This window comes from Kitasatospora sp. NPDC058115 (assembly GCF_042884635.1).
Classification (GTDB): domain Bacteria; phylum Actinomycetota; class Actinomycetes; order Streptomycetales; family Streptomycetaceae; genus Kitasatospora.
On sequence record NZ_JBHVTL010000002.1, the window covers coordinates 1 to 24,046 of the forward strand.

General features: G+C 76.0%; 15 protein-coding genes. 11 read left to right on the top strand and 4 right to left on the bottom strand.

Translation table 11 applies throughout. The annotated features are described in order from the left end of the window. Positions 1–51 precede the first annotated feature (51 nt). Positions 52–429, bottom strand: a complete 378-nt coding sequence (locus tag ACFVVL_RS01950) for a hypothetical protein (protein WP_387670642.1) — start codon at positions 427–429, stop codon at positions 52–54. Between the two features lie 355 nt (positions 430–784). Here ACFVVL_RS01950 and ACFVVL_RS01955 point away from each other — a divergent pair, with 355 nt between their 5' ends. From ACFVVL_RS01955 to ACFVVL_RS02000, 10 genes are all read left to right on the top strand, one after another. Beyond that, positions 785–1,210: a hypothetical protein gene (locus ACFVVL_RS01955; RefSeq protein WP_387670644.1), complete on the top strand. Its 426-nt coding sequence runs from the start codon at positions 785–787 to the stop codon at positions 1,208–1,210. After that, positions 1,207–2,280 carry a polyprenyl synthetase family protein gene (locus ACFVVL_RS01960; protein ID WP_387670646.1) on the top strand — a complete coding sequence of 358 codons (1,074 nt, stop codon included), beginning with the start codon at positions 1,207–1,209 and terminating at the stop codon, positions 2,278–2,280. The genes ACFVVL_RS01955 and ACFVVL_RS01960 overlap by 4 nt, the downstream gene beginning before the upstream one ends. Positions 2,281–2,416: 136 nt before the next feature. Then, a complete protein-coding gene (locus ACFVVL_RS01965; protein WP_380297530.1) occupies positions 2,417–3,088 on the top strand; it encodes a cupin domain-containing protein in 672 nt (223 codons plus the stop codon). Continuing rightward, complete coding sequence (locus ACFVVL_RS01970; RefSeq protein WP_387670648.1) at positions 3,085–4,245, top strand: hypothetical protein; 1,161 nt, start codon at positions 3,085–3,087, stop codon at positions 4,243–4,245. The genes ACFVVL_RS01965 and ACFVVL_RS01970 overlap by 4 nt, the downstream gene beginning before the upstream one ends. Continuing rightward, entirely contained in the window at positions 4,242–5,414 is a 1,173-nt protein-coding gene (locus tag ACFVVL_RS01975) for a hypothetical protein (RefSeq protein ID WP_387670650.1), read from the top strand. The genes ACFVVL_RS01970 and ACFVVL_RS01975 overlap by 4 nt, the downstream gene beginning before the upstream one ends. A 29-nt stretch (positions 5,415–5,443) precedes the next feature. Then, positions 5,444–6,298: a hypothetical protein gene (locus ACFVVL_RS01980; RefSeq protein WP_387670651.1), complete on the top strand. Its 855-nt coding sequence runs from the start codon at positions 5,444–5,446 to the stop codon at positions 6,296–6,298. Positions 6,299–6,359: 61 nt separating this feature from the next. Next, the gene (locus ACFVVL_RS01985) at positions 6,360–6,935 is read left to right on the top strand and encodes a hypothetical protein (protein WP_380297535.1); all 576 of its coding nucleotides are present in this window, start codon (positions 6,360–6,362) and stop codon (positions 6,933–6,935) included. A gap of 68 nt (positions 6,936–7,003) precedes the next feature. Then, on the top strand, positions 7,004–8,740 hold the full coding sequence (locus ACFVVL_RS01990; protein WP_387670653.1) for an asparagine synthetase B family protein: 1,737 nt from the start codon (positions 7,004–7,006) through the stop codon (positions 8,738–8,740). 49 nt (positions 8,741–8,789) lie between these two features. Then, positions 8,790–10,145 (top strand): aldehyde dehydrogenase family protein, encoded by a 1,356-nt coding sequence (locus ACFVVL_RS01995; RefSeq protein WP_387670655.1) that lies wholly within the window; start codon positions 8,790–8,792, stop codon positions 10,143–10,145. Positions 10,146–10,480: 335 nt separating this feature from the next. Continuing rightward, a complete protein-coding gene (locus ACFVVL_RS02000; RefSeq protein WP_380297539.1) occupies positions 10,481–11,137 on the top strand; it encodes an NADPH-dependent F420 reductase in 657 nt (218 codons plus the stop codon). A 65-nt stretch (positions 11,138–11,202) separates the two neighbouring features. On the opposite strand, the gene ACFVVL_RS02005 is transcribed toward ACFVVL_RS02000, so the two are convergent. Together ACFVVL_RS02005 and ACFVVL_RS02010 are read right to left on the bottom strand one after the other, a co-directional pair. Next, the gene (locus ACFVVL_RS02005) at positions 11,203–16,731 is read right to left on the bottom strand and encodes an amino acid adenylation domain-containing protein (RefSeq protein WP_387670657.1); all 5,529 of its coding nucleotides are present in this window, start codon (positions 16,729–16,731) and stop codon (positions 11,203–11,205) included. 106 nt (positions 16,732–16,837) lie between these two features. Beyond that, positions 16,838–21,823 carry an amino acid adenylation domain-containing protein gene (locus tag ACFVVL_RS02010; protein ID WP_387670659.1) on the bottom strand — a complete coding sequence of 1,662 codons (4,986 nt, stop codon included), beginning with the start codon at positions 21,821–21,823 and terminating at the stop codon, positions 16,838–16,840. 586 nt (positions 21,824–22,409) lie between these two features. Between ACFVVL_RS02010 and ACFVVL_RS02015 the strand changes: the two genes are divergently transcribed. Then, positions 22,410–22,847: a YchJ family protein gene (locus ACFVVL_RS02015; protein WP_380296163.1), complete on the top strand. Its 438-nt coding sequence runs from the start codon at positions 22,410–22,412 to the stop codon at positions 22,845–22,847. A 90-nt stretch (positions 22,848–22,937) separates the two neighbouring features. Here ACFVVL_RS02015 and ACFVVL_RS02020 read toward each other — a convergent pair whose 3' ends face one another. Continuing rightward, positions 22,938–23,849, bottom strand: coding sequence for a polysaccharide deacetylase family protein (locus ACFVVL_RS02020; protein WP_387670661.1), 912 nt, complete (start codon positions 23,847–23,849; stop codon positions 22,938–22,940). Positions 23,850–24,046 lie beyond the last annotated feature (197 nt).

Sequence of the window (24,046 nt, forward strand, 5' to 3'; positions counted from 1 at the left end):
CACCCGAGGGGTGTGCGGCGGGCCCGTGCGCGCGCGGCCGGTGGCGGGCCGTCAGCCGCGCAGCGCCACCGGAAGGACGGCGAGCAGCGCCGCGGCGAGGGCCACCGACAGGCAGACCGCCGCCCAGCGGGCGCAGACGCGGCGGCACTCGGCGCGGTAGCGGGCGGCCAGCTCGCGGCAGCGGCCCACGGCCCGGTCGACGACCTCCTCGGCGTAGCGGAGCCGGTCGTCGGCGTAGGCGCGCTCCAGTTCCCCGCGGTCGTCCGCCGGGAGCCAGGGGAAGCGGTCGGCGAAGGCCCGGGCGTCCCGGGCCGCCGCCTCGACCTCCGCCTCCCAGGCGAGGTAGCCCTCCAACCTCGCGATCTCCGCCCCGGTGTCGACCACCGACCGGCCGTTCCGCGCCTTCGGCGGACGCTGCCTGCCACCCATGACCGCTCCCTGTCCCGTGCCGTCCCGTAAGGGTCCCGTTCCCCGCCCCCGGCGGATCGCTCCGCGACCAGGCCATCACTACCAGTGACCGGGCGGCGGACGGCCCCCGACTCGCCGGGCCGCGGCGCCCCGGCCCAGGGAGCCGCCCGGGCGGCAGGCGGCGCGCGGCCCGCGCCGCGCGCCGGGGCCACGAGGGTGCACTACGGCACGCGCACCCGCCGGTCACCACCCCCGCGCCACGTGGACACGCTCCGCACACGGCCGTGTACCATCGGCGATCGAGGCGGCGCCCCTCCCGGCGCCGGAGCGGCCCGCCGTGCCCGGCCCGTCCGGGACGCCCACCAGGAGGTCAGCCATGCCCGACGCCGGTCGGTTCAGCGAGTCGGGCGAGCAGGGCTCGCGCGCGGTGATGGAGGCGGCCGCCGTCCTGGAGCGCGAACTGGCCGCCGGACTCGCCGACGCCGGGGCCGCGGCGCAGCGGCTGACCACCGAGCACCGGGTCGACCAGGAGGAGTTCGACCGGCTGGTGCGCCGGGTCTCCGACAACACCCACCAGCTGATCGACGCGGTCGGCGAGCGGGTCCTCGCCGGCACCACCGGCGAGGTCTCCGAGCACGCCCGGCGGCTGACCGCCGACGCCCACGACGTCCTCGACCTGCTGCTCCGCCTCGGCTCGCTCGCCCCCGGCCTCGCCAACCGCGCCCTGAAGGACGCGTTCGGACCGCAGCGCGACGCCCGGCCGGACGACGGCGCCGAACCCGGCCACCGGCCGCAGGGGTGACGGCCCCGGCCCCCGCCCTCGGCGGGCCGCTGGTCGAACGCGTCCTGGCCCGCTACCGCGAGCGGACCGTCGCGGAACTGCTGCGCCACATCCCCGGGCAGAGCCCGCCCTACCTCTACGACCTGGCCGCCGACTACCCGACCCGGCCCTGCAAGGGTCTGCGGGCGGCGCTCTGCCTGGTCACCTGCGCGGCATTCGGCGGGCGGACCGAGCGGGCGCTCAACCCGGCCGTCACGGTGGAGCTGTTCCACAACGCCTTCCTGGTCCACGACGACATCCAGGACGGCAGCGAGCTGCGCCGCGGCGCGCCCACCCTGCCCGCCCGGTACGGCGTCGAGGTGGCGCTGAACGTCGGCAACGCCACCAACCTGCTCGGTCTGCGCCGGGTGATGGCCAACCGGCGGGAGCTCGGCGGGGAACTCGCCTGGCGGCTGTTCGAGGAGACCGAGCTGATGTGCCGCCAGTCCCTGGAGGGCCAGGCGCTGGAGATCGCCTGGATCCGGGACAACGTCTGCGGGCTGACCAGCAGCGACTACTACCGGATGTGCCTGAAGAAGACCTCCTGGTACACCTTCCTCTACCCGTGCCGCTCCGGTCTGCTGGTCGCCGGCGGCGCGGACGCCGACGCGCACCGGCTGGACCGCTTCGGCTGGTACCTGGGCGCCGCCTTCCAGATCCAGGACGACGTGCTCAACCTGACCGGGGAGGCCGAGGAGTACGGCAAGGAGATCGCCGGGGACCTGTGGGAGGGCAAGCGCACCCTCATGCTGATCCACCTGCTGGAGCGCGCCACCCCGGCCGAACGGGCCCGGGTGGTGCGGCATCTGAGCCTCACCCGGGCGCAGCGCGGCCCCGGGGCGGCGGCCGAGGTGGCCTGGCTGCTCGACCGGATGGCGGCGTACGACTGCGTGGCGAGCGCCCGGGAGGCGGCGGCCGGGCTGGTGGCGGCCGCCGGGCGGGAGGCGGAGGCGGTGCTGGCGGGGGCGCCGGAGCCGGCCGACGAGGAGGCGGCGCAGGCCCTGGCGTTCCTCGCCGCGCTGCCGGACTTCGTGGTGGCCCGCGGCCGTTGACCCCCTCCGCCCCGGGCGATGTCACCGGGGTTGCGTAGGATCCGCGACGGCGCTCCCGGACGGCGGGAACCGGCCGCGCGGCGGCCGGCGTCACCGGGGATGACGTCGCACAGTCGAGGTGGGGGTGGGGTGGCCGATGTCCGCACGGTCAGGTCTGCGGGAACTCGAACGACTCGCCGGGCGGTTGCCGGCCGGCGCCGAACTGTACCGGCTGCGCCCGGACGGCCGCGTCCTGCTCGCGGACCGCGACGGCGCCCGGGAGCTGGGTCCGCAGTCGCCGCACGGCCCGGCCGGTGAGGAGTTGCTCCGCTTCATCGACCGGGGCCAGTACGCCCACTACCTGGTCGGCGACGCCAAGACCTCGCCGGAGCGGCCGTCGAACGCCACCTACAAGCTCGGCATCGTCGCACCGCGCAGCGCCTTCACCCCGCACGCGCACGGCGGCGAGCACCTGGTGCTCAGCCTCGGCCACGCCGCCTGCGGCCTCTACGACGCCGAGCGGCGCCGGGTGGTCGAGGTGCCGCTGACGCCGGGGCTGCTGATCCGGATACCCGAGCTGATGCCGCACTCCTTCGCCAACCGGGGCCGCGAACCGCTCAACATCCTGGCCGCCAACACCGGTTACGGCATCGACCACGAGGACTACGCGATCACCGCGGCCGAGGCCGAGCGCCGCTCGGAGGACGAACTCGCCGAGGCGCTGCGGGCGGTGGAGCGCGGGCAGCGGATCGGGCGGGTCGGGCGGCGGGAGCGGCTGGCGGCCGGGCTGCGCAAGCTGGCGGCGGCGCTGGAGGACGGCGCGCGATGACCTGCCCGCACTGCGCGGCCGAGCTGCGGCACCGCGAGCGTCTCGGCCTGACCTGCCCGCGCTGCCGGAAGCGGTTCGCCCTGGAGCCGAGGAACACCCAGGGCCTGAGCGACCTGCGCCTGCGCCGGGCCGTCGAGCAACTCGGCGACAACGGGCGGCTGGTGGTGACGGTCGACCAGCTGCGCTGGGCGTTCCAGCGGCGCGGACGCCCGGCGGCCCTGCCCGCCCGGCGGGCGGGGGGCCGGCCCGTCGCACCCGACGAGGTCGACGTCCGCGAGCTGGTCGTCACCCTGGTCCTCGGCGGCCTCGCGCTGGGTGGCGCCTACTTCTTCGTGGCCCTGGTGCCCCTGATCGTCCTCGCCGTCCCGGCCGCCCTCTTCGCCCTCCTCCTGTTCTGCGCGGCGGTGAACCCCGTGCGGCGGCTGGTGTTCCGCAGGCGGCTCGAAGCCCGGTGGCAGCAGGCCGAGCGGGCGTGGCAGTACCGGCAACAGGCCCTGGAACGCGAACAGCAGGAGTGGACCGAGCCGTTGCAGGAGGACGGGCGCTGGACCGCCGTGACCTTCCGGGACTCGGTCGTGCTCCCCTGGTGTGCGGTCTACGGCGGCCTCCCGGCCGGTCTGACCGGCGGGCTCGACGTCGAGCCCGCCGTCTGGGACGGCCCCCCGGCGCTCGCGGTGCTCTGCCCGGAATGGACGGTGCGGGTCTTCCTGCACGCCAACGGCTTCCCCGAACGCCACCGGGCCGTCGTCGTCGACCGCGTCGAGGACCTGCCGCGGGACCTGCCGGTGATCGTGCTGCACGACGCCTCGCCGCGGGGCCACCTGCTGGTCGTCGAGGCCCGCGCCGCGCGGCCGGAGCTCCTGGTGGTGGACGCCGGGCTGGCGGCGCGCACCGTCCTCGGCGCGGGGCGGAACGCCGTGCAGATGTACGCCCACCAGAAGCGTGAGCCCCTGGCGGAGCTGCTGCGGCAGCTGCCGGAGCTGACCGCCGAGGAGTACACCTGGTTCGAGGCGGGCCTGTGGAGCCCGCTGGCCGCCGTGCCGCCCAAGCGGCTGATGGCGCTCGCCGAACGGGCGGCCGCCCGGGCGCTCGCCGAGCGGGTGCCACGGCGTGATGTCGGATTCCTCAGCTGGCCGGAGCCGGAGGCACCGCGATGATCTGCCCGCACTGCGAGAAGTCGCTGCTCCAGCGTCAGCGCCCCCGGCGCCGGTGCTCCTACTGCCACAAGGAGTTCGCCCTCGAACCGAAGGTGGACGGCCCCGGCCTGCACGACCTGCGGATCCGCAAGGTCACCGCGAAGCTCTCCGACGAGGGCCGGCTGACCGTCACCAGCGGGCAGTTGAACTACGCCCTGCAGCACCGGGGGCGCCCACCGCAGCGGTTCCGGGGCGACAAGGCCCGCGCGGCCGGGCGGATCGGCTTCGGCGTGATCGGGCTCGTCATCGCCGTCGCGGCGATCGACACCGGCCTCAGCCCGCTGATCGTGCTGGTCGCGCTGCTGCTGATCGGCCTCGGCATCCGCCAGGTGATGCTGTCGGACGTCCCCGCGCCGCCCACGCCGGTGAGCTCGCGGTGGACCGAGGAGGTCTTCCGCCGCACCGTGCTGGACCGGTGGCGGCACGTCTACGGCACGCTGCCGCCCGGCCTGGTGGAGGACGCGCTGGTGCGGCCCGGCCCGGTGCCCGCCGACCCGGCGTTCGTCCTGCTCTGCCCGGACCGCACGGTCACCTCGTTCCTGCACGCCAACCGCTACCCCGAACGCCACCGCGCGCAACTCGTCCACGAGCTGCGCGCGGTGCCGGCGGGCCTGCCGCTGGTGGTGCTGCACGACGCCTCGCCGAAGGGGCACCGGCTGGTCGCCCAGGCGCGCACCGCCCGCCCCGGGCTGCGGGTGCTGGACGCCGGACTGTCGGTGCGCACCGTGCTGGTCGACGAGCACAGGTACACCCTGCTGCGCGACGTCCACCGCTCCGAGGAGTCGCTGCTGCGCCTGGAGCACGCCGTCCCGGAGCTGACCGGCAGTCAGCTCGACTGGTTCGCCGACGGCTGGTGGACCCCGCTGGCCGCGCTGCCGCCCAAGCGGCTGATGGCGCTCGCCGAGCGGGCCGCCGAGCGGATCACCGCCCCGCCGGCGCCCCGGGACCCGGCCGCCCGCCGCACCGGGCCGGCGGGCTCCCCCGCCGCGGGGCGGCCGGAGAGCCCGGTCGAGACCCGCCGCCGGGCCCTCGCCGTGGGCTTCATGACCTGGCCCGAGCCCGGGTCCGACGGCACGGCCGGGGACGGGGGCCGCCCCGGCGGACCGGACCTCGGGAAGGGCCCCGCATGACGGCGGGCACGACGAGAGGCAGGAACCGAATGACACTGCGTCCGCTGCTGGACGGCGCGCTGACCGTGGCCGCCGCCCGCGCCGGGGCACCCGGCGGGCTGCGGTACACCGAGCGCCAGCTCTACTACGAGCTGTGCCGGGTGCTCCAGCCGCTGCACGCCGGACCGCGCCGGATCCCGTACACGCTGGCACCGCCCGTGCGCTACGCCCGGTTCGCCGCCGCGCTCGCCGCCCGCCGCGCCGGGCTGCCCGGTCTGCTGCCGCCGCCCGCGCCCCGCCCGGCCGGCCCCCGGACGACCGCCGCCGCGGAGCCCGACCTCTACGACTACGGGCTGCCCCGGCTGCTGGTCTGCCAGAGCCGGGAGATCACCGCCATGCTGCTCGCCAACGACCTGCACCTGGAGGCCGCCTGCCCGATCGTCGCGGCCGGCGACCTGCCGCTCGACGAACGGCTGGTGGCGGGCCTCGAACGGGCCGGGGGCGCCGTGCTGCACGTGCTGCACGACGCCAGCCCCTCGGGACTCGCCTGCTACGAAGAGGTCCGGGCGGCGTACGGCCCGGGCGCCGCGCACGGCGGGCCGCAGGGCCTCCGGGTCCGCTCGATGGGCCTGGTGCCCCGGCACGCCACCACCCTGCACCTGACCTCCGGACGCGGCCCGCACGGCTACCGCGGGGCGCTGCCCGCCGGGCTGCGCCCCGAGGAACGGGCCTGGCTCGGCAGCGGACGGACCATCGAGCTGGCCGCCGTCTCCCCCGCCCGGCTGCTGCACACGGTTATCCGCCAGGTCCGCGGCGGCGGGACGCCCGGACCGCGCCGCACCCCGCTGACCCGGCGCGTGCGCACCGCGCGCGGCAGCGGCTTCCTCAGCTGGCCGGCCGGCTGAGCCCGCCCCCCTCCCCGCCCCGATCCGTGAGGCCATCCCGATCCGTGAGGACCCCGCACCCATGAGCAACGCACGCCACCTCGGCTACCGCGACGAACTGCTGGCGGACGGCCAAGTGCACCGCCGCTACGAGGACGGCCGCAGCGAGTGGCGCCGGCGCGGCACCGACCGGCAGATCCACTGGCACGACAGCCTCGGCCGCTCCGGCACCGACGAACCCCTCGGCCGCGACCTGGTCAAGCGGCGGTACGCGGACGGCACGACCGAGTACGGCCGGGACATCGGCTACGGGCGCACCGTGTGGGGCGCCGGGCTGGTCACCCTCAACCGCAGCTCCTTCGGCGGGCGGCTCGGCGTGGTGGTCGGCGCCCTCGGCGTGGCCGGCGTCGCCGCGATCACCGCCGCCCAGCTGCCCCCGACCGAGCTGTCGGAGGCGGAGGAGGAACAGCTGCGCGAGGAGGCCCGCCGGCAGCAGTCCTCCGACCTCTCCGGCGGGGGCGGTGGCGGCGACGGCGGCGGCGAGGTGTCGACGGACGACGACGACCACGACGGGACGCACGCCGACCCGGCCGCCGACGACGACTTCGGCGACTGGAACGACTCCGACGACGGCTGGGACGGCGACGACTTCGGCTGAGCCGCCGCCGGCTCCCGGCCCCGGCCCGCCCCGCCGGGCCGCCACTCGACGAAAGGCACCGCACCACCATGCCCCGCTGCTGCGCCTGCGCCGGACCCGACGCCGACCGGGCCCGCACCCACCTCGCCGCGCTCACCGGCGCCCCCGCGCCCGACGGCGCGCAGGCCGCCCTGCTCCCCGCCGAACCCGGCTTCGCCACCGGCCCGTTCACCGTCGACGGCACCACCGCCGTCGGCGAGGTCACCCTGCACAACCGGCCCGAGCTGCTCGCCGCCCTCGCCGCGGCCGGCTCCCCGGCGCCCGCCAGCTGCCCCGACGGCGAGCTGCTGCTGCGGCTGTGGCTGCGGCTCGGCGCGGACGGCCTGCGCCGGGCCGACGGGATGTTCGCGCTCGCCGTCGTCGACGGCGCCGACCTCGTGCTGGTCCGCGACCACACCGGCACCCGCACCCTGTTCTACGCCCGGGCCGACGGCTGCTGGGCCGCCTCCACCTCGCTGCGCGCCCTGCGCCACTGGCCCGCGCTCGGCACCGGCCTCGACCTGGCCGCCGTCCGCTCCTTCCTGACCTTCGCCTACCTGCCCGGCGAGGAGACCCTGCTGCGCGGCGTCCACGAGGCACTGCCCGGCCGGGTGCTGCGCCTCGCCGCCGACGGCACCGCCCGCCAGGAACCGTACTGGGAGCCCGCCGAGCGGCTGCCCGAGGGCGCGGCGCCGCCCGAGGGGACGTACGTGCGGGAGCTGCGCGAGCTGCTCGAACAGGCCACCGCGCGACGGCTGCCGGCCGGCGGGCCGGTCGGGGTGCTGCTGTCCGGCGGCGTCGACAGCTCGCTGGTCACCGCGCTGGCCGCCGAGTTGCACGACCACCCGGTGCACACCTACTCGATCAGCTTCGGCGACCGGCTGCCCAACGAGCTGGGGTACTCCGGGCTGGTCGCCCGCCACTGCGGCACCCGGCACCGGATCCTCACCGTCTCCGGCGAGGAGGTCGCCGCCCGGCTCGCCGACACCGTCGCCCTGCTCGACAGCCCGGTCGGCGACCCGCTGACCGTCCCCAACCTGATGCTCGCCGAGGCCGTCGCCGCCGACGGGATCACCGTCTCGCTCAACGGCGAGGGCGGCGACCCGGTGTACGGCGGGCCGAAGAACCTGCCGATGCTGGTCCACGAGATGCACCGGGACGACCCGTCCCCCGAGGCCCGGGCCGAGGCCTATCTGCGGTCCTACCGCAAGTGCTACGAGGACCTGCCCCGGCTGCTGACCGCCGAGGCCCTGCGCGCCCTGGACGGGCAGCCGCAGCCGCGCCGCTTCGTCGCCCCGTACCTGACGCCCGGGCCGATGCACGCGCTGCTCAACCAGCTGCTGCACTGCAACCTGCGGACCAAGGGCGCCCACCACATCCTCACCAAGGTCGAACGGCTCACCGCCTCGCGCGGGGTGCAGGGCCGCTCGCCGCTGTTCGACCGGCAGGTCGTCGACCACGCCTTCGCCACCCCGCCGACCCTCAAGCTGCGCGGCACGGTGGAGAAGTGGGTGCTCAAGGAGGCGGTGCGGGACCTGCTGCCGGCGGCGGTCGTCGACCGGCCGAAGAGCGGCATGCGGGTGCCGGTGCAGCAGTGGCTGCACGGGCCGCTGCGCGAGCTCTCCGGGGACCTGCTGCTCGGGCGCACCGCCCGGGAGCGCGGACTGGTCCGCCCGGACACCGTCCGCACCTGGATGCGCCGCGAGGGCACCCTGCTGCCGCGCCAGGGCGGGAAGCTCTGGCTGGTGCTCACCCTCGAACTCTGGCTGCGCGCCTACGACCTGTGACCCCGTCGAACGTTCCGTCCCCTGCTGCCCCGGCCCGGGAGGCCCCGTCATGGCACCGACCACCGATTCCCCCGAAGCGCCCGAGCTCCACCTGACCGACCCGCGCACCGGCCACACCCGGGGCACGCTCGTCCCGGCGCGCGCCGGTCAGGTCGCCGAGGCCGTCGCCCGCGCCCGGGCCGCCGCCCCGCGCTGGCGCGCGCTCACCCCGCGTGAGCGCGAACGCCGCCTGGACGCGCTCGCCGACCTGATCGAGCGTCACCTCACCGAGTACACCGTGCTGGAGCAGGCCGGCACCGGGAAACCCGAGGCGGAGGCCGCCGCCGAGATACGCGAGGTCGCCGACCTGTTCCGGTTCTACGCGGGCGCCGCCCGCACCGGCACCGCCCCGGCCGCCGGCCGCTACCTGCCGGGCCACGAGAGCTGGGTGCGCTGGGAGCCGGTCGGCGTGGTCGCGGCCGTCGTGCCGTGGAACTACCCGCTGCTGATGGCCGCCTGGCGCGGCGCCCCGGCGCTCGCCGCCGGGAACACGGTCGTCGTCAAGCCCGCCGAGACCACCCCCGACTCGGCCACCCTGCTCGCCGCCCACGCCGCCGAGGCGCTGGGCGCGGACGTGCTCACCGCCCTGCCCGGCGACCGCGGGACCGGCCGGCTGCTGGTCGCCGCCGACGTCGACCTCATCGCCTTCACCGGCAGCGCCGCCGCCGGGGCCGACATCGCCGCCCGGGCCGGCCACCGCCGGGTCAGCCTGGAACTCGGCGGCAACAGCCCCGTGCTGGTCCTGCCGGACGCCCCCGCGCACACCTGGTCCGCGCTCGCCGCCGCCTGCACCTACAACGCCGGGCAGAGCTGCGCCGCGCCCGCCCGGGTGATCACCCTCACCGAGAACCACGAACGGGCCGTCGGGGCGCTGGCCGCCGCGCTCGGCGAACGGGAGGCCGGCCGGGACTTCGGCCCGCTCAACAACGCCGCCCAGGCCGCCCGCTACGACCGGATCCTCGCCGCCTCGGGCGCGAAGCGCTCGCTGCCCGCGCCCGGCCGCGCCGACGGGCTGTGGCGACCCGCCCGGCTGCTCGCCGACCTCCCGGACGACGACCCTGCGGTGGTCGAGGAGGTCTTCGGCCCGCTGCTCACCGTCCAGCACGCCCCGACCGTCGAGGCGGCCCTCGCGCTCGCCAACGCCGTGCCGCAGGCCCTCGGCGCCAGCGTCTGGACGGGCGACCTGTCCGCCGCCCTCGACCTCACCGCCCGTCTGGACGCCGGCGAGGCCTGGATCAACTGCCACCTCGTCCAGAGCGCCGAACTCCCCCACGGCGGGCGCGGCGCCTCCGGCCAGGGCACCGACCTGTCGGTCCTGGCCCTGCACGAGTACCAGCGCCCGAAGACGGTGACCGCCCGCCTCTGAGCACCTCACGCGCCCCGCCCGGCGTCCCGGCCCCGGGCGGGGCCGTGGTGGCGGGGGGCGTCACGGTCGACGCCGATCGCCACCGGCCGTCGGTTGCCGCCCTTGCGCCGAACGGGTCCGCCGAGGGGGCGACCGACCCGCGCCGCGCACCCGGCCGCCGCCCGCCACCGGGTGGTTCACCCGTTCGCACCGGTTCGCCGGACGGGCGGGCCCCGGTGCCCCAGGGGTCGTCTTCACACCCCCGTCGTCCGCCCGGAGGGCGGCAGGCGGGGGTGTGAAGACGAGCCCTATAGGGTCGGTGCGGCAAGTGGTCCGAGTGACAGGGGGTACGGCAGGTGCGGTACGGAATCATCGGGACGGGCGGGGTCGCGCGGACGATCGCGGACAAGCTGGTGGCGCTCGGTCACGAGGTGACGCTCGGTTCGCGCAGCAAGGACAACGAGGCGGCCGCCGCCTGGGCCGAACAGGCCGGGGCCGGCGGCCACCACGGGACCTTCGCCGACGCCGCGGCGTTCGGCGAGGTGCTGCTGAACGCCACCCCGGGGACGGTCGCGGTGGAGGCGCTGCGGTCGGCCGGGGCGGAGCACCTGGCGGGCAAGCTGCTGATCGACCTCTCCAACCCGCTGGTCTTCTCGCCGGAGGGCGAGCTGACGCTGGACCCGGTGAACACCGACAGCGTCGGCGAGCGGATCCAGCGGGAGTTCCCGCAGGCGCTGGTGGTGAAGACGCTCAACACGCTGACCGCGCCGCTGATGGTGGACCCGGCCCGGCTGGAGGGCGAGCACAACCTGTTCGTGGCCGGGAACGACGCGGACGCCAAGGCCCGCACGGTGGCACTGCTGGGCACCTTCGGCTGGCCGGCCGAATGGGTGATCGACCTGGGCGACATCACGGGTGCCCGGGCGATGGAGATGATGATGCCGTTCTGGATCCGCCTGATGGGGGCCTTCGGCACGACGGACTTCAACTACGCGTTCAAGCGCGCCCGGTAGCGGACGCCGGCGCCCCCGCCCCCTGCGAGGAGGGGACGGGGGCGCCGGCGTTTCCGGGCGACGGCCTACCGGCGGCCGGTGGAGGCGTGCACCCGGTCGTCCGAGTCGTCGTCCTCGACCGGCTCGGGCGTGCCGGACGGGCGCGGCACCCGCACGGCACCGGGGGCGCGGCCCTTCCGGGCGGCCTCGGCGAGGGCGAGCTGCCGGTCGGCCTCGGCCTGGATGGCGTCCTTGTCGCCGATCTCGGCGTCCGGCAGCGCGTCCGGGAGGATGTCCTCCAGCAGGCGCAGCGGACGGTAGGCCAGGCCCAGCAGGCCCCAGACGAAGAGCACCAGGCCGACCACGACGAGCAGCAGGCCGGCGCCGCGGCCGGGTCCGGTGCCGAGCACCAGGCCGACCGAGTCGGCGAGCGCGCCGCCGGGGCGCATCAGCGGCTCGAAGACGTGGTCGGACAGCGGGCCCGCGGTGAGGAAGCCGAGCGGCATCATCGACATGGCCAGCATCTGGTTGGTGGCCAGCACCCGGCCCTGGAGCTCCATCCCGACCTTGGTCTGGATCAGCGACATCCAGTGCGAGTTCAGGATCATCATGGACGCCCAGAGGACGAAGAGTCCGCAGGCGGTGAGGGCGGTCTCGGGGCGGCTGCCGGTGAGGACGGCGGCGAGGCCGACCACCGAGGTGAAGCCGATCATGCCGACGGTGCGGCGGCGGGTGCCGCCCCACAGGCCCATGACCAGGGCGCCGATCATCGCGCCGAGGCCGCCGAGGGCGGTGATGACGCTGAGCTGGAAGGGCGTTCCGGTGGCCAGCACCATCGGGGTGACGAGCACGGTCGCGACGGCGAACAGGTAGTTGAACACCACGAAGAAGACCACCATGGCGACCAGGCTGTGGCGGCGCGCGATGTACCGCCAGCCGGTGACGACCTCCCGCCAGAGCGGCTCCTCCTGCTTGTCGAACAGGGCGTCCGGGAAGCGGACCAGCAGCAGGCAGGTGACGCCGATCAGGAAGGTGGCCATGTCGAACAGCACGACGCCGTGCAGGCCGACCAGGGAGACCAGGACGCCGCCGGCCAGGATGGCCATCATGTCGCCGGCGCCGGTGCCGAGCTGGGCGAGGCCGTTGGCCTGTCCGAGGTAGCGCTTGGGCACCAGCTGGGTGATCGAGGCGAGGTACGCGGGCCGTTGGAAGGCTCCGCAGGTGGAGCCGATGCAGGCCACTACGTAGATGTGCCAGATCTCCAGCAGGTCGGCCCAGAGCAGCAGACCGAGGCTGAGCATGCCGGCGGCGGCCACGGTGTCCGTGGCGATCATGATCTTGCGCCGGTCGACCCGGTCGGCGAGGGCGCCGGCGACCGGCAGCAGCAGGACGGCCGGCAGCACCGCGATGAACGAGATCATCGCGAAGTCGAAGGCCGAGTTGGTCTGCTGGTAGACCCAGACGCCGAGCGCGAAGGTCGACAGGCTGGTGCCGATCATCGAGACGAACTGGCCGATCGCCACCTTGGCGAAGATGCCCAGCTCGGCCCGGGCGGCCGGGCGCTTGACCGCGGCCGGGTCGGAGATCGTGCCGGTGGCGGCGAACTCCGCCAGCACCCGGGCGAGCTCGTCGGCCTGGTGCTTGAGGAAGTAGTGCCCGGCGCGCGGCACGACCGCGAGGTCGACGCGGTCGCCGAAGTGCTCCCACTCGGCGTAGCGCTCCTCGTAGAGCTGGGTGGCGCGGTCCTTCTCGCCGACCACGCACAGGATCGGGGCCCCGATCTTCTCCGGCCGCTCGTCCCCGTAGGCGCGGGTGTAGAAGTCCTCGGCCTGCCGGACGTCGTGGCGCAGTGCCCGGACCAGGAAGTCCTGCTCGGCCTGGTCGTAGACGTCGGTGAAGCCGCCCATGGCGCGCAGGTATTCGAGGTAGCCGCGGTTGGACAGCACCCGGTCGCCCGGCATCCGGCGCGCCATCCACTCGGCGAAGCGGCCGGGCAGCCGGGCGGCGGGGAAGGTGCCGCCGAGCGCGAGGCCGCGCAGGTCGACGCCGGCCGCCTCCAGCCGCGAGCCGAGGGCGGTGGCGAGCGCGCCGCCCAGGCAGTGGCCGTAGAGCAGCACCGGGCCGTCGACCTTCTCCAGCACCTGGGCGGTCAGCGTGTCGGCGAGGGTGGCGAGTTCGGCGAGCTCGTCGTCGGGCCGGCTCGGGTCGTGGCCGGGCAGCTCGACGGCGTACAGCCGGTGCCCGTCGGGCAGCGCGTCGGCGAGCGGCTGGAAGGTGATCGGGCTGCCGCCGCCGTAGGGGACGCAGACCACGTTGATCCGGGCGGGGGCGTTGCCGCGGGTGAGCTTGTGCAGCAGGGTGCGCGGGCCCTCGTCGGCGGTGCCGCCGGCCCGGGCGTCGATCAGTGCGGCGAGCTCGCGGACGGTCGGGTGCTGGAAGAGGTCGATGACCGACAGGCCGTCACCGATCAGGCGCACCGCGCGCACGGCGGAGAAGGAGTCGCCGCCGAGGGCGAAGAAGTCGTCGGCGGCGCCGATCTCCCCGGCCTCCAGCACCTGGCGGTAGACGTCGGCGACCGCGTGCTCGGTGTCCGTGGTCAGCTCGCCGCCGCCGGAGACCGGCTGGGCGGCGACCGGCTCGGGCAGCGCGGCCCGGTCGACCTTGCCGTTGGCGTTCAGCGGCAGGGCGTCCAGGACGACCAGGGCGGCCGGGACCATGTAGTCGGGCAGCCGGGTGCGCAGCGCGGCGCGCAGCTCGCCCGGCTCGGGCGCGGCGGACGGGTCGGCGGGCACCAGGTAGCCGACCAGGGAACGGGCGGCGCCCTCGCCGCGGGCGACCACGACGGCCTCGCGCACCTCGGGACGGGCGGTCAGCTCGGCCTCGACCTCGCCGATCTCGACCCGGAAGCCGCGGATCTTGACCTGGTGGTCGATCCGGCCGAGGAACTCGACGGCGCCGTCGGGGCGGCGGCGGACCAGGTCGCCGGTGCGGTAGGCACGGCGGCCGTCCACCTCCAGGAAGCGCTCGGCGGTGAGGTCGTCGCGGCCGAGGTAGCCACGGGCGACGCCGCCGCCGGAGACGTACAGCTCACCGGGGACGCCGACCGGGACGGGGCGGCGGCGGGCGTCCAGGAGGTGGGCGCGGACGTTGCCGAAGGGCCGGCCGAGCGGCGCGGTGGCCGCGTCGCCGAGGTCGGCGGGCACCGGCGCGCCGAGCATCGAGACGGTGGTCTCGGTGGGCCCGTAGTGGTTGTGCAGCGGCAGGTCGGGCCGGGCGGCCCGGATCCGGTCCACCAGGTCGGGCCGCAGCGCCTCGCCGGCGCAGATCAGCAGCCGGGCGGGGAGGATCGCGCCCAGGCCGGTGCCGAGCGCGGCCAGGCCCTCCAGGTGGCTGGGGACCAGCTTCATGGCGTCGATCCGGTGCTCGGCCACGTAGGCGGCGAAGGCGTCCGGGTCGGTGGCCTGGTCACGGGTCAGCAGGTGCAGGCAGCCGCCGCCGGTGAGCGCGCCGAACACGTTGGTGGTGCCGAGGTCGGCGGCGAAGGTGGAGACCAGCGCCCAGTTCCAGCCCTGCTGGTCGCCGCCGATCCGCTCGCGCAGGCCGTGCAGGTAGTTGCGGTAGTTGCGGTGCTCGACGGCGACGCCCTTGGGGGCGCCGGTGGAGCCGGAGGTGAAGATGAGGTAGCAGAGGTGCTCGGGGCGGACGTCCGCCCCGGGCGCGTCGGCGCGCTCCTCGCCGTCCGGGACGACCACCGGGAGGTCCCCGGTGAGCCGCTCGCGCAGGTCGTCGGTGGTGACGACGGCGGCGGCCCCGGACGCGTCGAGCAGGGCGTGGATGCGCCCGTCCGGGTAGACCGGGTCGAGCGGCAGGTAGGCGCCGCCGGCCTTGAGGATGCCGAGCATGCCGACGACGAGGGCGGCGGAGCGCTCGACCAGCAGGCCGACCGGGCGGTCCGGGCCGACGCCGTGCGCGCGCAGCCGGTGGGCCAGCGCGTTGGCGCGCCGGTCGAGTTCGGCGTAGCTGAGCACGCCGTCGGCGCCGCGCACGGCGGGCGCGTCGGGGGTGCGGCGGGCCTGCTCCTCGACCAGGGCGTGCAGGGTGCCGTCGAGGTCCCAGCCGCGCTCGGTCCCGTCGTCCCAGACGGCGAGCTGCCGCTGCTCGGACGGGGTGAGCAGGGGCAGGTCGGCGAGCGGGCGGTCGGGGCCGGCGGCCATCGCGTCGAGCACCGTGGTGAGGTGGCCGAAGACCCGGCGGACGGTCGCCTCGTCGTACAGCTCGGTGCGCCAGACCAGGTCGGCGGCGAGCTCGCCGCCGGTGTCGACGACGGCGACCGAGAGGTCGAACTTGGCGGTGTCGGTGCCGACCGGCCTCCAGCTGACCTCGTGCCCGGGCAGCTCGGGGCGGGCCTCGGCCTGGTTGTGGACGTTCAGCAGGACCTGGAACAGCGGGGTGTGGGCGAGTTCCCGCTCCAGGCCGAGGGCGTCGATCAGCCGCTCGAAGGGCAGGTCCTGGTGGCCGTAGGCGCCGAGGGTGGCGTCCTTGACGCGCTCCAGGAGCTCGCGGACCGTCGGGTCGCCGGAGAGGTCGGTGCGCATCGCCAGGGTGTTGACGAAGCAGCCGACCAGCGGCTCGGTCTCGCTGCGGGTGCGTCCGGCGATCGGGGTGCCGACGGTGACGTCCTCGCTGCCGGTGTAGCGGCCGAGGACGGTCTGCAGGGCGGCCAGCAGCACCATGTAGACGGTGGTGCCGGTCTGTTCGGCGAGGGTGCGCACCCGGCGGCTGCGCTCGGCGCCGAGCTCCTCGGTGAACCGGGCGCCCGCGGTGCCGGCCACGGCGGGCCGCGGCCGGTCGGCGGGCACCGTGACGGTGGCGGTGGCGCCGCGCAGGCGCTCCTGCCACCAGGCCTGCTGGCGGTCGAGTTCGGCGGCGAGCTCGGTCTGCTGCCAGTGCGCGACGTCCGCGTACTGGACGGCCAGCGGCTCGAACGCCGGGGCGGCTCCGGCGCGGCGGGCGCCGTAGGCGGCGGCGAGGTCGCCGAAGAGCACGCCGATCGACCAGCCGTCGGCCGCGATGTGGTGCAGCACCAGGCTGAGCACGGCGCCGTCGCCGGTGCGCAGCAGGGCGGCGCGCAGCGGCAGGTCGGCGGCGAGGTCGAAGGGCCGGCGGGCCTCGGTCTCCAGCCAGGCGTCCACCCGGTCGGCGGGGACGTCGGCGGTGGTGAGGGTGAACCGGTCGGCGGGCAGGGTCTCGGGGCGGACCTCGCCGTCGACCTCCGGGTAGACGGTGCGGAGCACCTCGTGCCGGGCGAGGACGTCGGTGAGGGCGGCGCCGAGGGCGGCCTCGTCGGGCTCGCCGTCCAGGTGGAGGGCGAGCGGGATGTGGTAGGCGGCGCTGTCCGGCTCGTACTGGGCGAGGAACCACATCCGGCGCTGGGCCGAGGAGAGCGGTGCCGGGGTGCCCTCGGGGCGCGGGGCGATGCCGTGGCGGTCGGTGCCGCCGGCCGCGGCCGCCGCCTTGGCGGCCTTAGCCTTGGCGAGGCGGCGGCGCAGCAGTTCCTGCCGTCTGGCGGCGGGATCCGGTTCCGGGACGGTCCCGGCGGTGGGCTGGTCGGTCATGCGGTGGTCTCCCCCGTTCGGGCGCCGGTGTCGCCGGCGGCCGTGCGTGCGTCGGTGGTTCCGGACTCCCCGGAGTTGCCGGTGGTTCCGGATTCGGTGCGGTGGATCACTGGGCGCTCCCGGCGGTCTCGTCGGGGCCGAGGTCGTCGCCGAGGTCGTCGAGGTCGTCGATCTCCTCCAGCAGGCGCTCCTCGACGCGGCGGGCGAGGGCGGCCAGGGTCCGGTCCTCGAAGACGACGCGCAGCGGCAGTTCGGTTTCGAAGGTGTCCCGGATCCTGGCGAGCAGCCGGGTGGCGAGCAGCGAGTGGCCGCCGAGCGCGAAGAAGTCGTCGTGCCGGGAGACCCGTTCGACCTTGAGGACCTCGATCCACAGGTCGGCGAGCAGTTCCTCGCAGTCGCCCTCGGGCGGGGCGCCGGCGCCGCCGAGCTGCGGCACGGGCAGGGCGGCCCGGTCGACCTTGCCGGCCGGGGTCAGCGGCAGGGCGTCGAGCAGGACGAGGCCGGCGGGCACCATGTAGTCGGGCAGCCGCTCGATGAGGGCGGTGCGCAGCGCGTCCTCGGTGAGGCCCGGGGCGACGGCGTAGCCGGCCAGGGCCGGGCCGGCCGGGGTCTCGACGAGCCGGGCGGCGCCCGCGGTGACGCCGGGGACGGCGGTGAGCGCGGCCTCGATCTCGCCCAGCTCGATGCGGAAGCCGCGGAGCTTGACCTGGGCGTCGGCGCGGCCGTGGTACTCCAGGCGGCCGTCGGCGCGGCGGCAGGCGAGGTCGCCGGTGCGGTACATCAGGGCGCCGTCGGTGCGGCCCGGTTCGGGGGTGAACCGCTCGGCGGTCAGGTCGGGCCGGCCGTGGTAGCCGAGCGCGACGCCGGTGCCGGCGATGCACAGCTCGCCGATGCCGTTGACCGGGACGGGCTGCCCGGAGGGGCCGAGCAGGTGCAGCCGGGTGTTGGCGATCGGCGCGCCGAGGGCCACCACGCCGCCGTGGGCGGCGAGTTCGGGGGTGACCTGCTGGGCGGTCGACCAGACGGTGGTCTCGGTCGGGCCGTACAGGTTCCACAGCGCGCGGACCCGGCCCAGCAGGGCCAGGGCGAGGTCGGCGGTGAGCGCCTCGCCGCCGCACAGGGCGGTCAGCCCGGGGTGGCCGTCCCAGCCGGCCTCCAGCAGCATCCGCCAGGTGGCGGGGGTGGCCTGGACGTGGGTGACGCCCTGCTTCTCGATCCAGGCGCCGAGCGCGGCGCCGTCGGTGGCGGTGGCGCGGTCGGCGATCTCCACCCGGGCACCGGTGACCAGCGGCAGCCACAGTTCCAGGCCGGCGATGTCGAAGGTGACGGTGGTGACGGCGGCCATCACGTCCTGCTCGGTGAGGCCGGGTTCGCGGCCCATCGAGGTGAGGAAGTTGACAATCGCGCGGTGCGGCACGGCGACGCCCTTGGGGCGGCCGGTGGAGCCGGAGGTGTACAGCAGGTAGGCCGGGTCCTCCGGGCCGACGGTGACGGCCGGCGCGACCGCGGGGGCCGCGGCGTGCTCGGGGCCGTCCACCAGGACGCTCGCGCGGCCGTGCAGCAGCTCGTCGCCGGCCGTGGCGGTCTCGGCGACCAGCAGGGTGACCCCGGCGTCGTCGAGCACGCCCCGGTTGCGGGCGAGCGGCTGGTCGACGTCGAGCGGCAGGTAGGCGGCGCCGCTGCGCAGCACGCCGAGCAGGGCGGCGGGCAGCAGCCTGCCGCGCCGCACGGCGACGGCCACCAGGCTGCCGGGGCCCGCGCCGCGGGCGGCCAGCAGGTGGGCCAGCCGGTTGGCGGCGGCGTCGAGTTCGGCGTAGCTGAGGGTGCCGTCGGCGGCGGCCACGGCGGGCGCGTCCGGGGTGCGGGCGGCACTGGCGGCGACCAGCTCGTGCAGCCGGGCGTCGGGGACCGGTGCCTCGGTGCGGTTGACCGGCTCCTCCGCCGCGAGTTCGGCGGCGGAGAGCATGGCGAGCTCGCCGAGCGGGCGGTCGGGTTCGGCGACGGCGGCGGCGAGCAGCGCGACCAGGTGGTCGAGCGCCGCACGCACGGAGCGCTCCTCGTAGCGGGAGGTCCGGAACTCGGCGGACAGCAGCGGGCCGTCGGCCGGGAACTCCAGGAACAGCGAGAGGTCGGTCTTCGCGGTGCTGTTGCACACCTCGGCGACGAACGTCAGGTCGAGGCCGGGCAGTCGCACGCCGGGCACCGGGTGGTTCTGGACGGCCAGCAGCACCTGGGAGATCGGCGAGGCGGTGAGGCCGGCCGAGCCGCCGGAGCGGCGGGCGTGGTCGACGAACGGGTGGCCGCTGTGCTCGGCGGCCTCCAGGACGGTCGGGCGGACCCGGGCGAGCAGTTCGCGGAAGGTGTCGGTGCCGGCCACGTCGAAGCGCAGCGCGACGGTGTTGATCAGCGAGCCGAGCACCGTCTCCAGCTCGGGCACCGGGCGGACGGCGAAGGGGCTGAGCACGGCGACGTCGGTGCGGCCGGTGTAGCGGTGCAGCACGCCGCCGAGTGCGGCGAGCACCGCCATGTAGAGGCTGGCGCCCTCCTGGGCGGCCCACTTCTCGACGCCGCCGACGAGGCCGGCGTCGAGCCGGCGGGCGATCCGCCGGCCGGCGATGTCCTGCGGGTTGGGGTGCGGACGGTCGCCGGGCAGGTGCTGGTCGCCCTCGATGCCGCGCAGCCGCCGGCCCCAGCGCTCGGCGGCCTCGCGGCCGGCCGCGACGTTGAGCTCCTCCCAGCGCGCGACGTCGGACAGCTGGAGCGCGGGCTCGGGCAGTTCGCCGTCCTGGTGGGCGCGGGCGACCTCGGCGAGGAACAGCCCGGCGGCCCAGCCGTCCATCGCGGCGTGGTGCACGGTGAACAGCAGCTCGTGCCGGTCCTCGCCGGTGCGCAGGGCGAGGGCGCGCAGCAGCCGGCCGCCCGGCAGGTCGAGCGGGCGGGCGGCCTCGGCGCGCAGCGCGTCGTCGATCGTCTCCTCGTCGGGCGCCGCGCCGTGCGGCCCGGTGAGGTCGAGCAGCGGGACCTCGACGGTGTAGGGCGGGCGGACGTCGGCGACGACCGGGTCGTGCTCGGTGGGGATCGCGGCCCCGTTCAGGGCGGTGCGCAGCGCCTCGTGGCGGCGGACGACCTCGGTGAGCGCGCGGCCGAGCGCCTCGCGGTCGAGGGCGCCCTCGGCGCGGATCCGCAGCGGCACGTTGTAAAGCGGGGTGTGCGGCTGCATCGACTCGTGCAGCCACAGCTCGTGCTGGAAGTCGGTGGCGCGGGCGGGCAGGTCGGCCCGGCGCCGGGGCGGCTCGACGGAGGCCCGTCCGCCGCCGCCGTTGGCGACCCGCACGGCGAGGGAGGCGACGGTCGGGGCGGCGAAGAACTCGGCGAGCGGCACCCGGGTGCCGAACTCGCGCTCGACCCGGGCGAGCAGGCCGGCGGCGAGCAGCGAGTGGCCGCCGAGGTCGAGGAAGACGTCGTGGACGCCGACCTCCGGCACGCCGAGCAGACCCTGCCAGAGTTCGGCGATCCGGGTCTCGACGGGGGTGCGGGGGGCGACGAACAGCTCGTGCCCCGCGCGGCTGCGGGCGACCGGGGGCAGCGCCTTGCGGTCGGTCTTGCCGTTCGGGGTGAGCGGCATCGTCTCCAGGACGGCGACGGCCAGCGGCACCATGTAGCCGGGCAGGGCGGCGGCGCAGTGGGCGCGCAGCTCGGCGGGCGTCGGCTCGGCGGCGCCGGCGGCGGGCTGGACGAAGGCGGCCAGGTAGTCGCCGGCCTCGTCGCGCTGGACGACGGCGGCGGCGGACTCGACGGCGGGGTGGGTGGCGAGCACGGCCTCGATCTCGCCGAGCTCGACGCGGAAGCCGCGGACCTTCACCTGGTGGTCGACGCGCCCGTGGTACTCCAGGTCGCCGTCGGGCAGCCGGCGCACCAGGTCGCCGGTGCGGTAGCAGCGCAGGCCGTCGACGTGGACGAAGCGCTCCTCGGTGAGGTCGGGGCGGCCGTGGTAGCCGCGGGCCAGGCCCTCGCCGGAGAGATAGAGCTCGCCGATGCCGCCGTCGGGCACGGGTATCCGCTGCTCGTCCAGGACGTGGCCGAGGGTGCCGTCGAGCGGGCGGCCGATGACCGGCTCGCCGGTGCCGTCGCGGGTGACCAGCGACCAGGTGGAGTAGACGGTGTCCTCGGTGGGCCCGTACAGGTTGTAGAGGCGCTCGACCCGGGGCTGGGCGTAGACCTTGTCGGCCAGGTGGCGGGGCAGCGCCTCGCCGGCCAGGTTGACCACGCGCACGGTGCCCGGCAGACCCCCGCCGCCGGGAAGGCCGTCGCCGCGCAGCAGCGCCGCCATGGCGCTGGGCACGGTGTTGACCAGGGTGACCTCGTCCCGGGCGGGCAGCTCGGGCAGGGCCAGGACGTTCTCCGCGACGATGATCGTGCCGCCGACGGAGAGCGGGAGGAACAGCTCGTACACCGAGATGTCGAAGCACACGGAGGTGCCGAAGAGCACGCCGGCGAGGTCGGCGGCGGTGTAGGTGCCAGCGGCCCAGCGGAGCATGGCGTTGACGCCGCGCTGGGTGACCGAGACGCCCTTGGGGCGGCCGGTGGAGCCGGAGGTGTAGAGCACGTAGGCGAGCGCGTCGGTGGTGGCGTCACCGGTGGTGGGGCGCTCGGCGGCCGGGTCGAGCGGGGCGGAGGGGCTCTCGCCGTCGACGTACAGGAGGGTGGCGCCGGCACCGTTCAGCAGGTGCTCGTGGGCGCGGTCGGTGACCACGACGGGGGCCTGCGCGTCGCCGACGACCAGTTCGAGGCGGTCGCGCGGGTACGCCGGGTCGAGCGGCACGTACGCGCCGCCGGCCCGCAGCACCGCCAGAAGGCTGACCACGAGGTCCGCCGTGCGCGGTAGGCAGACCCCGACGAGGGTCTCGGCCCGGACACCGGCGGCGGCCAGCCGGCCCGCCATGGCGTCCGCCGCGGCGTCCAGTTCACGGTAGGTCAGCCGGCGCGTGCCGTCGATCACGGCGGTGGCGTCCGGTGTTCGTCTGACCTGCGCGGAAACCAGGGCGGCCAGAGGGGCGGCCGGATCCAGCGGGGGAAGTCCCGTCGAACTCATCACTCTCTCCCGAGGGGTGCTGCTGCATCGACTTGTGGTCGGCGAGAAATGGGCGGTGTGCCCTGGGAGATGGTGGGGTAAAGATCTACGAATCACCAGCACATTTCCGTCACTCGTTCGATATGCCGGAAAGATCACCCCCTTCTCCCCCGTCAGCGGTGCTGAAGCGTGACGGTTCGTTGGCGATTTCTTACAGATTGTCAGTCCCCTCGACGCCCCCTTGGCAGGGTCAGTTCGGACCGCTACGGTTTCGCCAACGGTCCGTCAGCTACGCCACCCGTGCGTCCTGCCGACGCCGCAAGCAGATTTCCGGACTTTACATTGTCCGAGGACAGTCAAACAGATGGGGGGTCATGAGGCTCCGTGGAGGCTCCCGGGAGGCTGCGGACGGGACCGGCGCCCGGCGGGTACCGGGTGCGCCTCCCACGGTCCGTCACCCGCTGTCCCGGGCGCCTGGGGCACCGGCCGCGTCCCGGCCCCGGTCCGGCGCCCGCCCCCGTCCCGGGCCCCCGCCCACGGCGGTCCGGGACGACCCCGGACCGGACGCCCGGCGCGCACCGCCCCCACGAGGCGCCAGAATGGACCCATGTCCCGACGCCGTTCCCCCGCCCGCGCCGCCGCGCCCGCCCCGCGCCTGCTGCCGTCCTCGCCCTGCCCCTGCGGCCTGCCCGCCAGCTACGCCGAGTGCTGCGGCCGGCTGCACCGCGGCCAGGCCGCGGCGACCACCGCGGAGGCGCTGATGCGCTCGCGCTACAGCGCCTTCGCCGCCCGGGACGAGGCCTACCTGCTGCGCACCTGGCACCCGGACAGCCGGCCGGACTCGGTGGACTTCGACCCGGGGCTGCGCTGGCTGCGGCTGGAGGTGCTCTCCACCACCGAGGGCGGGCCGTTTCACGCCGAGGGCACGGTGGCCTTCCGCGCCCACTACGCGGACGGGCGGGAGGAGGGCGTCCTCACCGAGCACAGCCGGTTCGTGCGGCACGAGGGCGCCTGGGTGTACCTGGACGCCCTCGCGCTGGACTGACGCCCCCGCGCGGGCCCGTCAGCAGTCGCCCCGGAGGCGACCGCCCCGGAGCCGGCCGCCCTGATGGTGGCCGCCCCGGAGCCGGCCGCCCTAGAGGTAGTCGTCGAGCCGGGCCAGCGCGAAGCCCTGGGCGGTCACCTCGTCGACCACCTTGCGCAGCAGGTCCGGCATGGTGCCGCTCCACAGGTCGGTGCCGCGGAAGTGGGTGAGGATGATGTCGCCCGGGTGCAGCCGCCGGTCCTCGTAGCGGTACTCGACGCGGTCCGGGAACGCCTCCTCGTTCCACAGCGGCACCGCCTCGATCCCGCAGGAGGCGGCGGCCCGCAGGGTGTCCTCGTTGTACTCGCCGTACGGCGGGCGGAACAGCCGCGGGCGGGTGCCGATCTGCTCCTCCAGCTGGTCCTGCTGGCGGCAGATCTCCTCGCGCTGGGTGCCGTAGCCGAGCACCTTGAGGTTGCGGTGGTTGATGGTGTGGTTGTTCACCGCGTCGCCCTGCGCGGCGAGTGCGCGGAAGTAGCCGTAGTCGGGGCGGGCCAGGTAGTCGGCGACGAAGGTCGACAGGGGGATGCCCAGCTCGGCCGCCATCCGGTTGAACTCCGGGTCCTTCTCGGCGCCGTCGTCCACGGTCAGGAAGACGATCCGCTCGTCGGTGGGCACCCGGTAGACCACCGGCGGCACCCCGTCCGCGAGCTTCACCCCCGGGGCGGCGACCAGCTCGGGCCGGCTCGCCGGGCGCGGCGGGGCCGGCAACGGCGGCCGCGCCAGGCCCCAGCGCGCCGCGGTCTCCAGCACCGCCCTGGCGGCCTCCGCCCGGCGGGCCACCGCCTCGCTGCTGGCCTCCTCCTCCGCCCGGGCCGGCCCCGGCAGCACCACCGGCACGGCGGGAGGGCGCGGCACGCCGCGGTCCGCCGCCGCGCTCGCCCCGGTGCGCCCGGCCTGGTGCACCTCCCCGCCCCCGCCGGGGCCGCCGCAGCCCGCCACCGCGGCGGCCAGGCACACCACGGCGGCCAGCCCGTTCCGTCCCCACCCGCGCCTCCGCCCCGCCAACCCCCTACTAGTACGACTATCTGATGACCTGTCCATAGCCCCACTGCTCCCCCGCCACGCCGGTCACCCAATCCCCCCGTCACCCGCCCGGCCGACCGGCGGCGGGATGATCGAAAACGGCTCGCGGCAGGAGCGGCGGGCGCCCGATAATG